This window comes from Streptococcus sp. 3705, from assembly GCF_013277145.1.
In the GTDB taxonomy this organism is placed as follows: domain Bacteria; phylum Bacillota; class Bacilli; order Lactobacillales; family Streptococcaceae; genus Streptococcus.
Window position 1 is genome coordinate 1 of record NZ_VMMJ01000017.1, and the last position, 13,405, is coordinate 13,405.

The following is a 13,405-nucleotide window of genomic DNA, read 5'->3' on the forward strand; positions in this document are numbered from 1 at the left end:
AAGCTAATTGTAAAGCGAAAGGAGAAAAATATGGTACAAAAGGCTCATAGTTTATCGCACACAAAGTGGCATTGTAAGTATCACATTGTGTTCACCCCTAAGTATAGACGAAAAGTTATCTATAATCAATATCGAAGTAGTTTAGGCGAAATATTTCATCGCTTGTGTAGTTATAAAGGAGTTGAAATTATCGAGGGTCACTTAATGCCAGACCATGTACACATGTTAGTAAGTATTCCACCAAGGATAAGTGTTTCGAGTTTCATGGGTTATTTAAAAGGAAAAAGTGCACTCATGATGTTTGACAAACACGCCAACCTCAAGTATAGGTTTGGGGATCGGCATTTTGGGGCGGAAGGTTATTATGTGAGTACGGTTGGACTCAATGAAGCCACAATTAAGAAATATATTCAAGATTAAAGAAATTATCCAGTGGATGATTTCTTCACGAGTATGAAAATTTGAGAACGAGTAAAGCATGATATAGCACTAGATAAATTGAGTGTAAAAGAATATGAGGATCCCTTTAGGGATAGTGGTAAGTAATACTAAAGCCTCTTTAAGAGGCAAGTGACGAGTCAAGAGCAATGAGGCTTGAACAAAGTGAAAGCCAGCGTCTTTAGGCGCTGGCTGGTAATTTGGGCTTATAGCCCTGGTACAAACCACCCGTTTGACGGGTGGTTATGATTGTGATTTTGATTCGGTTTCTGCCGACTCTGGGTGAAGTTCTTGGTAACTTGGTGCCTTGAAAAGGTCAGCACTGGTTTTACCTTGTCGTTGGCTAAAGAGACTGGTTGATTGACTACCTTTTTCCTGTTCAATCTTTTGTAAAACTGGCAAGGAATTGAGGTAAGAAATACTTTCAGTATCAACTTTTCCAAGATGATCTTTTTGGTAAAAACGTATCAAATCGCCAGTTTGAATCTGGTCACTGATTTTCAGCTGTTGACTGGCTGCCTGCCGAACGCTTTCCAGTTCAGTCTGAGTTTGTTCATCAAGATTACTGATTTCGAGACCACTTTCAGTATAGTAGGTTCGTCCGTCATAACTAGTGTATTTTGGTGTGACGAAGGAATTGGCAGTTCGAAAGGCAACGATTTCTTGATGGTCTGGTGATAGGAGATCTTGTCCAACTTGAAGGAAGGAATTGGACTCAATACCAAGGAGGTGTTCGAGAGTCGGTAAGATATCGATTTGCCCACCGTAGGTATTGATGATTTGCCCCTTTTCATAACCAGGCATGACCACCATAAAAGGCACTCGTTGCAACATGGCATTGTCGTAATTCGACCAGTTCTCAGAAGTCTTTCCAATCAAGGGTGCCAGCTCAGGATTGCGGGAGTTGGAAATACCATAATGGTCTCCGTAAATGACGATGATGGATTTTTCATAGAGGCCACTTTCTTTGAGATAGTCAAAGAAGGCCTTGATAGCGCTATCCAGATAGTTGGCTGTTTGGAAGTAGCCATTGATCGTTTCATCTTTGGTCTTAGCCAGTGGGAAACCAAGCTCATCGCCTGTCAGATTGCTAGCATAGGGATAGTGATTGGACACCGTGATATACTTAGTATAAAAAGGTTGCTGTAAATGCTCCAGATATTGGATAGAATCTTTCATCATGATTTTATCATTTAAACCATATTGGAAAGAATTGCTACTGTCTTGCTTGGTGAAGTAGGAAGCATCAAAGAAGTATTGGTAGCCCCATTGTTTGTAGGTCGTATTTCGATTCCAGAAGGTCCCGATATTGCCGTGAAAGATAGCACTTGATTGATAGCCGTTTTTTGATAGGATAAAAGGTGCGGCCTGCTGGGTATTGGTACCTCCGTAGTTGACCATGAAGGAACCTTGGTCAAGGCCAAATAAACCTGTCTCCAGCATGGTTTCTGCATCTGAGGTTTTACCAGCCTTGACTTGGTTAAAGATATTAGAAAAGGCTAGGGTTGATTGCGAATGGTAGAGTGAATTTAGGAAGGGAGTGACTTCATGCTCAGTTCCATCTATGTTGAGTTTATAGTCAAGCAGGAACTGTTGGAAACTCTCCAAGTGGAGATAAATCACATTTTTCCCTTTGGCCAGGCCAAAATAGTCTGGATTGGGCTTAGCCGAATGTTCTTGAATATAATCTGTAATAGGTTGAAGGTCAGTCTCAGAGGCCTTAGCCCGTTCTTTATTAGCGCTATAGGATTGGTTGGCACTATAGCCTAAAAAGGCTGGCAAACTAAGGGCACGAACAATATAATAATTAGAAAATCCTCGCGACAGGAGATCGGGACGCTCAATCTCTGCCAAGAAAAGATTAGCAGAAAAGAGCAGGGCTGAGAGAGCAGTGATAGCAACACTGGAGCGGAATTTGAAGGGTCTCCTATTCAGCGGGATGAATTTTTTATAGAAAAGGAAAGCCAGCAATGGGAAATCCATAAAATAGATGAAATCCCAAGGACGCAGTAACTCTAGTTCTGCAGTGCCGACAGACACCTTGCTGACCACTTTCATGGTATTAGCCGTGATAAAGTCGCTAAATTCTCGATAGTAAAAGACATTGGAATAAAGCCAAATGAATAAAAGGCTATAAATAGCTATACTCAGGCCATAAAAGATCTTGGTTGAGCGAGCATAGAGGGCTAGAGCCAGCAGGAGTAGTCCTAGAGGAAGGGGGTTGAAAAAGGCGATAAAGGCAAGGTAATTTCCCTGCAACTTGCCCAATTGAATATCTAAATTAAAGTCAACGGTATAGGCTAATAAGGTTTTGAGCCAATAGAGGATTAAAAGGGTTAGGACAAAACCCAGTCTGGTACCCATGGCTTTTTGGATTTTGTTAAAATTAATTCTCACACATTTACTTCCTAATTTTTTATTAGTATTAGTATACCATTTTTTAAAAGAAGAGTAAAAAAGCAAGGGTAGTTTCTTTTTTGAGAATTGGCTAAAAGTTTGATATAATAGTAGTTATGAATAGAATAAGAGTCAGCAAAAGGGTTGAAAAGAAGCTCGCTAAGGGGCTAGTTTTACTAGAAGCTAGTGATCTTGAGAATGTCAATCTCAAGGATCAGGAAGTAGAAGTCTATCGTCAAGAAGGCACCTTTCTTGGGACTGCCTACCTTTCTCAGCAAAACAAGGGCTTGGGCTGGTTTGTTAGTAAGGACAAGGTGGCCTTCAATCAAGCTTTCTTTGAAACGCTGTTTAGACAAGCTAAAGAAAAGAGAAGAGCCTACTATCAAGATGATTTGACAACTGCCTTTCGTCTCTTCAACCAAGAGGGAGATGGCTTTGGGGGTCTGACAGTGGACCTTTATGGCGACTATGCTGTCTTTTCTTGGTATAACTCTTATGTTTATCAGATTCGCAAGGTTATCTCAGAAGCTTTTAGACAGGTTTTTCCTGAGGTTTTAGGGACCTATGAGAAGATCCGTTTTAAGGGTTTGGACTATGAATCTGCCCATGTTTATGGTCAAGAAGCACCTGAATTTTTCACTGTTTTGGAAAATGGTGTCCTGTATCAAGTCTTTATGAATGATGGCTTGATGACAGGGATTTTCCTAGACCAGCATGAGGTTCGTGGGAGTTTGGTTGATGGTTTAGCTATGGATAAATCCTTGCTCAATATGTTTTCTTATACAGCTGCCTTTTCCGTGGCTGCGGCCATGGGAGGAGCAAGCCAGACAACTTCGGTTGACCTAGCCAAGCGTTCACGAGAATTGTCTCAAGCGCATTTTCAGGCAAATGGAATTAGTACAGACGACCACCGTTTTGTGGTTATGGATGTCTTTGAATATTTCAAATACGCTAAGAGAAAAGGCCTGACCTACGATGTGATTGTTCTAGATCCGCCTAGCTTCGCTCGGAACAAAAAACAAACATTCTCTGTGGCCAAGGATTATCACAAGTTGATTTCCCAGAGTCTGGAGATTTTAAATCCGGGAGGGATTATCATTGCCAGTACCAATGCTGCCAATGTTTCCCGTCAGAAATTTACAGAACAAATTGATAAAGGCTTTGCAGGAAGAAGTTACCAGATTTTAAATAAATACGGTCTTCCAGCAGATTTTGCCTATAATAAAAAAGATGAAAGTAGTAATTACCTCAAGGTGATTAGTATGAAGGTTAGTAAATGAAATTGATCGTTTCAGTAATGCCAAGAAGTTTAGAGGAGGCCCAGGCTCTGGATGCCACGAGGTACCTGGATGCCGACATCATTGAATGGCGTGCCGACTATCTGCCTAAAGAAGCGATTTTGCAGGTGGCTCCAGCTATTTTTGAAAAATTCGCAGGTCGTGAGTTGGTTTTCACGCTACGAACTCGCTCTGAGGGGGGAGAAATCGACCTTTCTCCAGAAGAATATATCCATCTAATCAAGGAAGTGGCGCAACTCTATCAACCAGACTATATTGATTTTGAGTACTACAGCTACAAGGATGTTTTTGAGGAGATGCTGGACTTCCCAAATCTTGTTTTGAGTTACCACAATTTCCAAGGAACACCTGAAAATATGATGGAAATCTTGTCAGAGTTGACGAGCTTAAATCCAAAACTTGTTAAGGTTGCGGTGATGGCTCACACGGAGCAGGATGTCTTAGACTTGATGAACTATACACGAGGCTTTAAAACCCTCAATCCTGAACAGGAATATGTGACCATTTCTATGGGAAAGGTGGGCAAGGTCTCTCGTATCACTGCGGATGTGACTGGTTCGAGTTGGTCTTTTGCCAGTCTGGATGAGGCTAGTGCCCCTGGTCAGATTTCTCTAGCCAACATGAAAAAAATCAGGGAGATTTTGGATGAAGCTTGATGGCTATACACGTTTAGCTGCCGTTGTTGCCAATCCTATTAAGCATTCTATTTCCCCCTTTATTCACAACAATGCCTTTGAGGCGACAGCTACCAATGGTGTTTATGTGGCTTGGGAGATTGAAACGAGTGACTTGGCAGAAACAGTGGCCAATATTCGTCGCTACCAGATGTTTGGCATCAACCTGTCCATGCCCTATAAAGAGCAAGTGATTCCTTATTTGGATGAACTGAGTGATGAAGCGCGCTTGATTGGTGCGGTCAATACGGTTGTCAATCATAATGGCAATTTAATTGGATATAATACAGATGGCAAGGGATTTTTTAAGAGCTTGCCTTCTTTTACAATTACAGGTAAGAATATGACCCTGCTGGGTGCAGGTGGTGCGGCCAAGTCCATTTTGGCACAAGCTATTTTGGACGGCGTCCGTCAGATTTCGGTCTTTGTTCGTTCCGTTTCTATGGAAAAAACAAGACCTTACCTAGACAAATTACAGGAGCAGACAGGCTTTAAAGTGGACTTGTATGCTTTAGAAGATATTTCTGAACTGCAATCAAGGATTGCTGAGTCGGAGTTGCTGGTTAATGCCACCAGTGTGGGCATGGATGGTAAATCATCCCCAGTTCCTGAAAGCATTGTCCTATCAGAAACTCTTTTAGTAGCAGATATCATTTACAAGCCTTTTGAAACGCCATTTTTGAAATGGGCTAGAAGTCAGGGCAATCCAGCCGTCAATGGTCTGGGGATGTTGCTCTATCAGGCTGCAGAAGCTTTTCAACTGTGGACAGGCAAGGAAATGCCGACAAAAGAAATTTGGCAGTCTTTAACAGAAAAATACCAATAAAGAAAAGGAGATTCTCCTATGAAAATCAGAATCGATATTCCTCATCATCCTTATGATATTCAGATTGAAAAAGGTTGTCTAGCTCAGGCTGGCCAATGGTTGCGAGAATTCTGGCAACCACAAAAGGTAGTCATTGTAACAGATAACCATGTAGCTTCTCTTTATGCAGAGAAGGTCAAGCTCAGCCTAGAAGATTCTAGTTTTCAGGTAGCTGTTTTTGACTTTTTAGAAGGTGAAGAAAGAAAGAATTTGACTACTGTTCAGAAAGTCTATGAATTCCTAGTTAAGCAGGGGTTGACTCGTAGCGATGGAATCGTGGCTCTTGGTGGTGGCGTTGTTGGGGATCTGGCTGGCTTTGTAGCCTCTACCTATATGCGGGGTATTCACTTTGTTCAGATTCCGACTAGTTTGACAGCCCAGGTTGATTCTTCTATCGGTGGAAAGACAGGCGTCAATACTCCATTTGCTAAGAATATGGTGGGCACCTTTGCTCAACCAGATGGGGTTCTGATTGATCCGCTTGTCCTTGAAACACTTGGAAAAAGAGAGTTGATTGAAGGGATGGGGGAGGTCATCAAGTATGGCTTGATTGAGGATCCAGAACTATGGACTCTATTGACGGAGCTAGATGGTACTGTAGAGAGCATTTTGGAGCATGCAGAGATCTTGATTGAACATTCTTGTCAGGTCAAGCGCAAGATGGTGGTTGAGGATGAGTTAGACAATGGTGTTCGTCTTTACCTCAATTTTGGCCATACTATTGGCCATGCCATTGAAGCAACTGCCGGTTATGGAAAAGTCATGCATGGTGAAGCTGTGGCCATGGGAATGGTACAGATTTCCAAGGTTGCTGAGAAAAAGGGTCTCATGCCAGCTGGCATTACCCAATCTATCACAGAGATGTGTCAGAAATTCGGCTTGCCTGTTGACTATGAAAATTGGGAAGTTGACAAGCTTTATCAGGCTTTGACACATGACAAGAAAGCGCGTGGTAACACCTTGAAATTGGTCTTGGTGCCAGAGCTTGGTTCAGCGACCATTCATCCAGTTTCTCTGGAAGAGATGAAAGACTACTTGGTAAAATAAGGAGAGTGTATGAGATATTTAACTGCAGGAGAATCACACGGCCCCCGTCTAACAGCTATTATTGAGGGAATTCCAGCTGGACTTCCATTGACAGCTGAGGATATCAATGAGGACCTTAGACGCCGTCAGGGTGGCTACGGTCGTGGTGGTCGTATGAAGATTGAGAATGACCAGGTTGTCTTTACTTCGGGCGTTCGCCATGGGAAGACGACAGGGGCGCCTATTACTATGGATGTCATCAATAAGGATCACCAAAAATGGCTGGACATCATGTCTGCGGAGGACATTGAAGACCGCCTTAAAAGCAAACGAAAAATCACCCATCCTCGTCCCGGTCACGCCGATTTGGTTGGGGGCATCAAGTACCGTTTTGACGATTTGCGAAATTCTTTGGAGCGTTCATCAGCTCGTGAAACCACCATGCGGGTGGCAGTAGGAGCAGTAGCCAAACGCCTCTTGGCTGAATTGGATATGGAGATTGCCAATCATGTCGTGGTCTTTGGTGGCAAGGAAATCGACGTTCCTGAGAATCTTACAGTTGCTGAGATTAAGAAAAGAGCCGCCCAGTCTGAAGTTTCTATTGTCAACCAAGAAAGAGAACAGGAAATCAAGGACTATATTGACCAAATCAAACGTGACGGTGATACCATCGGTGGGGTTGTGGAGACAGTCGTTGGAGGTGTTCCAGTTGGTCTTGGTTCCTATGTCCAATGGGATAGAAAATTGGATGCAAGATTGGCTCAAGCTGTTGTCTCTATCAATGCCTTTAAAGGGGTGGAATTTGGTCTTGGCTTTGAAGCTGGTTACCGTAAAGGTAGCCAAGTTATGGACGAAATTCTCTGGTCTAAAGAAGACGGTTATACTCGCCGTACCAATAATCTAGGTGGTTTTGAAGGTGGTATGACTAATGGGCAACCCATCGTTGTTCGAGGCGTGATGAAGCCCATTCCTACTCTCTACAAACCACTTATGAGTGTGGATATCGAAACCCATGAACCCTACAAGGCAACTGTGGAGAGAAGTGATCCGACCGCCCTTCCAGCAGCAGGTGTGGTCATGGAAGCTGTTGTAGCAACGGTTCTGGCACAAGAAATCCTTGAAAAATTCTCATCAGATAATCTCGAGGAACTAAAAGAAGCGGTAGCCAAACACCGAGACTATACAAAGAACTATTAAGGAGTTCCTATGGCAAAAACAATCTATATCGCAGGTCTTGGTTTGATCGGTGCCTCGATGGCACTTGGTATCAAACGCGATCATCCAGATTATGAAATTTTAGGTTATAATCGCAGTCAAGCTTCGAGAGATATTGCCTTGAAAGAAGGCATGATTGACCGTGCAACGGATGATTTTGCCAGTTTTGCTCCTTTGGCAGATATCATCATTCTCAGCTTGCCAATAAAGCAAACTATTTCCTTTATTAAGGAGTTGGCTAACTTGAACTTGAAAGAAGGGGTCATTATTTCAGATGCTGGTTCGACCAAGTCAGCCATTGTGGATGCAGCGGAGAACTATTTGGCTGGCAAGTCTGTTCGCTTTGTCGGGGCCCATCCCATGGCCGGTAGTCACAAGACAGGGGCTGCCTCTGCGGATGTCAATCTCTTTGAAAATGCCTATTATATCTTCACACCTTCAAGCCTGACAAGTCAGGACACGCTTGAGGAAATGAAGAATCTGCTTTCAGGTCTTCATGCTCGTTTTATCGAGATTGATGCCAAGGAGCATGACCGTGTCACTTCTCAGATTAGCCATTTTCCTCATATTCTGGCTTCTAGTCTCATGGAGCAGACAGCGGTCTATGCTCAAGATCATGAGATGGCAAGACGCTTTGCGGCCGGTGGCTTTCGAGATATGACCCGAATTGCAGAAAGCGAGCCAGGTATGTGGACTTCCATTCTCTTATCTAATCGTGAAACTATTTTGGATCGAATTGCGGATTTCAAGGAACGGTTGGAAGCGATTGGTCAGGCCATCAGCAAGGGAGATGAGGAGCAGATTTGGAACTTTTTCAATCAAGCACGTGAGCAACGTCAGGCTATGGAAATTCATAAGCGTGGTGGTGTGGATAGCTCTTATGACCTCTATGTCGATGTTCCCGATGAAGAAGATGTCATCTTGCGGATTTTGGAACTGCTACGTGGAACTTCCTTGGTTAACATCCACATCAACGAGGAAAACCGTGAGGACATTCACGGGATTCTACAAATTTCATTTAAAAATGCTCAAGACTTGGAACGAGCCGAGCACCTCATAACAGAAAATACCGACTACACAGTCGTTATCAAATAAGGAGAAAATCATGTCAAATATTTACGATAGTGCAAACGAACTCAGTCGCGGTCTACGCGAATTGCCAGAATACAAGGCTGTCAAAGCAGCCAAGGATGCGATTGCAGCAGATGCTGAGGCAAGCAAAATCTTTACAGAATACCTTGCCTTTCAAGAGGAAATTCAAAAACTAGCACATACAGGTCAAATGCCAGATGCTTCCTTCCAAGCTAAAATGGAAGGCTTTGGTAAACAGATTCAAGGAAATAGCCTCTTGTCAGAATTCTTTACCAAGCAACAACAATTGGCCATTTACCTTTCTGACATTGAAAAAATTGTTTTCGAACCAGTTTCAGAATTGCTAAAATAAGAAAATAACTATCATAAAGTCAGGAATTTTTAAGGAATTTCTGGCTTTTTATGATAAAATAGGTAAAAGTATTGCAAGTATGAGGTCCAGTATGAAACTAAAAACAAACATTCGCCACTTACATGGCAGTATCCGCGTTCCAGGTGACAAGTCTATCAGCCACCGTTCCATTATCTTTGGAAGTTTGGCTGAGGGTGAGACCAAGGTTTATGATATTTTGCGTGGCGAGGACGTGCTCTCAACTATTCAAGTTTTTCGTGACCTTGGTGTTGAGATTGAGGATAAAAATGGGGTTATTACCATTCAAGGTGTAGGTATGGATGGTTTAAAAGCTCCGCAAAATGCCCTTGATATGGGAAATTCTGGAACCTCGATTCGCCTGATTTCAGGTGTTCTTGCTGGTGCAGACTTTGAAGTAGAAATGTTTGGCGATGATAGTCTTTCCAAACGTCCTATGGATCGTGTGACGATTCCACTGAAAAAAATGGGCGTTAGCATTTCAGGGCAAACTGAGCGAGACCTTCCTCCCCTTCATTTAAAAGGGACGAAAACCCTAAGACCTATTTATTATGAGTTGCCAATTGCATCTGCCCAGGTTAAGTCAGCCTTGATGTTTGCGGCCTTGCAGGCTCAGGGGGAGTCAGTTATTATTGAAAAAGAGTGCACCCGTAATCATACTGAAGATATGTTGCAACAATTTGGTGGCCATTTAAGTGTGGACGGCAAGAAAATCACAGTCCAAGGGCCACAAAAACTGACAGGACAAAAGGTGGTTGTTCCAGGAGATATTTCCAGTGCAGCCTTTTGGTTGGTCGCAGGTTTAATTGTTCCAAACTCTCGTGTCGTGCTGCAGAATGTGGGTATCAATGAAACGCGTACTGGTATTATTGATGTCATTCGTGCCATGGGTGGAAAACTAGAAATAACTGAAATTGACCCAGTCGCTAAATCTGCTACCTTAACTGTTGAGTCTTCAGACCTCAAAGGAACAGAGATTGGCGGTGCCTTGATTCCACGCTTGATTGATGAATTGCCCATTATTGCTCTGCTTGCGACCCAAGCCCAAGGTGTTACAGTTATCAAGGATGCTGAGGAGCTCAAGGTCAAGGAAACAGACCGTATTCAGGTTGTGGCAGACGCCTTAAATAGTATGGGAGTAGATATTACTCCTACGGCAGATGGGATGATTATCAAAGGAAAATCAGCCCTTCACGGTGCTAGAGTCAATACTTTTGGAGACCATCGTATCGGCATGATGACAGCTATCGCATCTCTCTTGGTTGCAGATGGAGAAGTGGAACTTGACCGTGCTGAAGCCATCAATACCAGCTATCCTAGCTTCTTTGATGATTTGGAGAACTTGATTCATGGCTAAGGTGTTACTAGGATTTATGGGGGCTGGCAAATCGACTATTGCAAGAGGCTTGGATCCTAATTACCTTGATATGGATGCCCTGATTGAGAAGCGCCTAGGTATGGCCATTGCGAATTTTTTTGCTGAAAAGGGAGAATCAGCCTTTCGACAGGTAGAGTCAGAAGTCCTAGCTGATTTACTACAAAGAGACCAAGTTGTGTCAACTGGAGGAGGAGTGGTTATTTCTCAGAGAAATCGTGACTTACTCAAGACTAATGCAGATAATATCTACCTGAAAGCAGATTTTGAAACCCTCTACCAACGCATATCAGCTGATCAGGACAATCAGCGTCCGCTTTTTCTAAATAATAGCAAGGAAGAATTAGTAGCTATTTTCCAAGAAAGACAGGTTTGGTATGAGGAAGTGGCTAGTCGGATTTTGGATGTGACCAAGTTAAGCCCAGAGGAAATTATAGAGGAACTGAGATGAAAATTGCTTATCTAGGTCCCAAGGGATCATTTTCACATCACGTTGTGCAGACAGCTTTTCCTCATGAGGAATTGCAGGCCTTTGCCAATATTACAGATGTCATCAAGGCCTATGAGCAAGGATTGGTGGACTATTCTGTGGTGCCAGTTGAAAATTCTATTGAGGGTAGTGTTCATGAAACCTTGGACTACCTTTTTCATCAGGCTCGCATTCAAGCAGTTGCAGAAATCGTTCAGCCTATTCATCAGCAGTTGATGGTGGTTCCAGGTCACACTAAGATTGAGAAGATTTTTTCTCATCCACAGGCTTTGGCGCAAGGTAAGAAATTCATCGATGAACAGTATCCAGAGGCCCAAATCGAGGTGACTGCTAGTACTGCTTATGCGGCCCGCTTTATTTCAGAACATCCAGATCAACACTTTGCGGCTATTGCGCCTAGAAGTTCTGCTGAGGAATATGGCTTGGAACTGATTGCTGAGGATATTCAGGAAATGGAAGCCAATTTCACACGTTTCTGGGTTCTGGGAGCTGAAACGCCTACTATTCCCTTGCAAGCACAAACTAAAAAAATGAGTTTTGCCCTGACCTTACCTGACAACCTTCCAGGTGCACTCTACAAGGCCCTTTCTACTTTTGCTTGGCGAGGAATTGACTTAACAAAAATTGAAAGTCGTCCACTCAAGACAGCGCTAGGCGAATACTTTTTCATTATTGATGTGGACTATACTGATAAATCCTTGGTTCACTTTGCCCAAAAAGAACTAGAAGCGATTGGAATCCAGTATAAGGTTCTGGGTGCCTATCCTATTTATCCAATATCAGACCATGGAAAGGAGAGAAGATGAGTAAAGAAAATCCTCTCAGTCATCATGAAAAATTACGTTATGATTATTTGCTAAAAAATATTCACTATCTCAATGAGAGAGAAAAAAATGAGTTTGCCTATTTGCAAGAAAAGATAACTCTTGCTAGGGTAAATAGTAGTTCCAGCTTGGAACAAGAAAGAGAAGAGCAGGTTGACTTACCAAGCTATGCGAACCGGAGTCGCTCACAATCCAAATCGCAAACACTTTCTGCTCCTCCCAAAAAGAAAAGACGGAAGCTCCGTCTTAAACGCATTTTTATGGTGATTTTTTCACTTTTGGTCTGTGTGGCTTTGGCCATGGTATTCATGTTTTTGCGTGGTTACCAAGATGCTAGCGCAAAGAAAACTGCTGATGCTAAGGCAGCACAGGTTCAAGTCTTTAATGGTCAGGACACTAGAGACGGGGTTAATATTTTGATCATGGGGACGGACGGTCGAATTGGTCAAAATAGTGCTGAGACGCGGACAGACTCTATTATGGTATTAAATGTTGGCGGCTCAGATAAGAAAATGAAGCTAGTCAGTTTCATGCGTGACAATTTGGTTTATATAGACGGTTACAGTCAAGTGATTAACGGTAGAAAACAGACGGATAACAAGTTAAACGTAGCCTACGAGTTAGGAGAACAAGAGGGGCAAAAAGGGGCAGAAATGGTTCGTCAAGTCTTGAAAGATAATTTTGACTTGGACATTAAGTACTATGCCTTGGTTGATTTTCAGGCCTTTGCAACAGCGATTGACACGCTTTTCCCTGATGGGGTGACAATTGATGCTCAATTTTCAACATTGAATGGGCGTCCACTAACAGAAGCTACAGTCGGAGATGATTTACACGCTACTGAGACTGAGTCTCCAACCCAGACTATTAAAGTCGGAAAACAGCAGATGAACGGCTCGACCCTGCTCAATTATGCTCGTTTCCGTGATGATGATGAGGCGGATTACGGCCGTACCAAAAGACAGCAGCAAGTTTTAACAGCAATTTTAGAGCAAATTAAAGATCCTACTAAACTTTTCACTGGTTCTGAAGCTCTTGGAAAGGTTTTTGCTATGACCTCAACCAACGCACCATATACTTTCCTCCTAACAAACGGTTTATCTGTTTTGGATGGAGCAAAAAATGGTATTGAAAAATTGACGATTCCAGAACTTGGTGACTGGGTAGATGCCTATGATGTTTATGGAGGCTTGGGCTTGCTTGTCGAACAAAACAAATATCAGAATAAATTGTCTCAGATGGGTTTGAGATAAGATAAGACAGGAAAAATCAAAGTTTGATAGCTATTTATCTAGCAGTCAGGCTTTGATTTTTTACAGTCTCTAATAGATTTTCATCCCT

At 42.7% G+C, this 13,405-nt stretch carries 12 protein-coding genes and 1 pseudogene; 12 read left to right on the top strand and 1 reads right to left on the bottom strand.

Features of this window, described 5'->3' with window-relative positions; translation table 11 throughout:
• The first annotated feature begins 30 nt into the window (after positions 1-30).
• Positions 31-546 (top strand): annotated as a pseudogene (gene tnpA / locus HT714_RS05595) (IS200/IS605 family transposase).
• 135 nt (positions 547-681) lie between these two features.
• On the opposite strand, the gene HT714_RS05600 reads toward tnpA, so the two are convergent.
• Positions 682-2,802, bottom strand: coding sequence for an LTA synthase family protein (locus HT714_RS05600; RefSeq protein WP_173226765.1), 2,121 nt, complete (start codon positions 2,800-2,802; stop codon positions 682-684).
• A 149-nt stretch (positions 2,803-2,951) separates the two neighbouring features.
• On the opposite strand from HT714_RS05600, the gene HT714_RS05605 reads away from it, so the two are divergent.
• The 11 genes from HT714_RS05605 (at position 2,952) to psr (ending at position 13,317) form a co-directional block, all read left to right on the top strand.
• Entirely contained in the window at positions 2,952-4,115 is a 1,164-nt protein-coding gene (locus HT714_RS05605; protein WP_173226757.1) for a class I SAM-dependent rRNA methyltransferase, read from the top strand.
• The gene (gene aroD / locus HT714_RS05610) at positions 4,112-4,789 is read left to right on the top strand and encodes a type I 3-dehydroquinate dehydratase (protein WP_173226755.1); all 678 of its coding nucleotides are present in this window, start codon (positions 4,112-4,114) and stop codon (positions 4,787-4,789) included. Before HT714_RS05605 ends, aroD begins: the two co-directional genes overlap by 4 nt.
• Entirely contained in the window at positions 4,779-5,633 is an 855-nt protein-coding gene (locus tag HT714_RS05615) for a shikimate dehydrogenase (RefSeq protein WP_173226753.1), read from the top strand. The genes aroD and HT714_RS05615 overlap by 11 nt, the downstream gene beginning before the upstream one ends.
• An 18-nt stretch (positions 5,634-5,651) precedes the next feature.
• The gene (gene aroB, locus HT714_RS05620; RefSeq protein WP_173251637.1) at positions 5,652-6,719 is read left to right on the top strand and encodes a 3-dehydroquinate synthase; all 1,068 of its coding nucleotides are present in this window, start codon (positions 5,652-5,654) and stop codon (positions 6,717-6,719) included.
• A 9-nt stretch (positions 6,720-6,728) separates the two neighbouring features.
• The gene (aroC, locus tag HT714_RS05625; RefSeq protein WP_173226749.1) at positions 6,729-7,895 is read left to right on the top strand and encodes a chorismate synthase; all 1,167 of its coding nucleotides are present in this window, start codon (positions 6,729-6,731) and stop codon (positions 7,893-7,895) included.
• A gap of 9 nt (positions 7,896-7,904) precedes the next feature.
• The gene (locus tag HT714_RS05630) at positions 7,905-9,008 is read left to right on the top strand and encodes a prephenate dehydrogenase (protein WP_173226747.1); all 1,104 of its coding nucleotides are present in this window, start codon (positions 7,905-7,907) and stop codon (positions 9,006-9,008) included.
• Between the two features lie 10 nt (positions 9,009-9,018).
• The gene (locus HT714_RS05635; protein WP_173226745.1) at positions 9,019-9,357 is read left to right on the top strand and encodes a YlbF/YmcA family competence regulator; all 339 of its coding nucleotides are present in this window, start codon (positions 9,019-9,021) and stop codon (positions 9,355-9,357) included.
• Between the two features lie 91 nt (positions 9,358-9,448).
• Entirely contained in the window at positions 9,449-10,732 is a 1,284-nt protein-coding gene (gene aroA, locus HT714_RS05640) for a 3-phosphoshikimate 1-carboxyvinyltransferase (protein ID WP_173226743.1), read from the top strand.
• A complete protein-coding gene (locus HT714_RS05645) occupies positions 10,725-11,201 on the top strand; it encodes a shikimate kinase (protein WP_173226741.1) in 477 nt (158 codons plus the stop codon). Before aroA ends, HT714_RS05645 begins: the two co-directional genes overlap by 8 nt.
• Entirely contained in the window at positions 11,198-12,046 is an 849-nt protein-coding gene (gene pheA / locus HT714_RS05650) for a prephenate dehydratase (RefSeq protein WP_173226739.1), read from the top strand. The genes HT714_RS05645 and pheA overlap by 4 nt, the downstream gene beginning before the upstream one ends.
• The gene (gene psr, locus HT714_RS05655; protein ID WP_173226737.1) at positions 12,043-13,317 is read left to right on the top strand and encodes a polyisoprenyl-teichoic acid--peptidoglycan teichoic acid transferase Psr; all 1,275 of its coding nucleotides are present in this window, start codon (positions 12,043-12,045) and stop codon (positions 13,315-13,317) included. Before pheA ends, psr begins: the two co-directional genes overlap by 4 nt.
• Positions 13,318-13,405: the final 88 nt, after the last annotated feature.

Coding starts and splice junctions, on each gene's coding strand:
- HT714_RS05600 (WP_173226765.1), bottom strand. CDS start 2,802: ATGGGTACCAGACTGGGTTTTGTCCTAACCCTTTTAATCCTCTATTGG.
- HT714_RS05605 (WP_173226757.1), top strand. CDS start 2,952: ATGAATAGAATAAGAGTCAGCAAAAGGGTTGAAAAGAAGCTCGCTAAG.
- aroD (WP_173226755.1), top strand. CDS start 4,112: ATGAAATTGATCGTTTCAGTAATGCCAAGAAGTTTAGAGGAGGCCCAG.
- HT714_RS05615 (WP_173226753.1), top strand. CDS start 4,779: ATGAAGCTTGATGGCTATACACGTTTAGCTGCCGTTGTTGCCAATCCT.
- aroB (WP_173251637.1), top strand. CDS start 5,652: ATGAAAATCAGAATCGATATTCCTCATCATCCTTATGATATTCAGATT.
- aroC (WP_173226749.1), top strand. CDS start 6,729: ATGAGATATTTAACTGCAGGAGAATCACACGGCCCCCGTCTAACAGCT.
- HT714_RS05630 (WP_173226747.1), top strand. CDS start 7,905: ATGGCAAAAACAATCTATATCGCAGGTCTTGGTTTGATCGGTGCCTCG.
- HT714_RS05635 (WP_173226745.1), top strand. CDS start 9,019: ATGTCAAATATTTACGATAGTGCAAACGAACTCAGTCGCGGTCTACGC.
- aroA (WP_173226743.1), top strand. CDS start 9,449: ATGAAACTAAAAACAAACATTCGCCACTTACATGGCAGTATCCGCGTT.
- HT714_RS05645 (WP_173226741.1), top strand. CDS start 10,725: ATGGCTAAGGTGTTACTAGGATTTATGGGGGCTGGCAAATCGACTATT.
- pheA (WP_173226739.1), top strand. CDS start 11,198: ATGAAAATTGCTTATCTAGGTCCCAAGGGATCATTTTCACATCACGTT.
- psr (WP_173226737.1), top strand. CDS start 12,043: ATGAGTAAAGAAAATCCTCTCAGTCATCATGAAAAATTACGTTATGAT.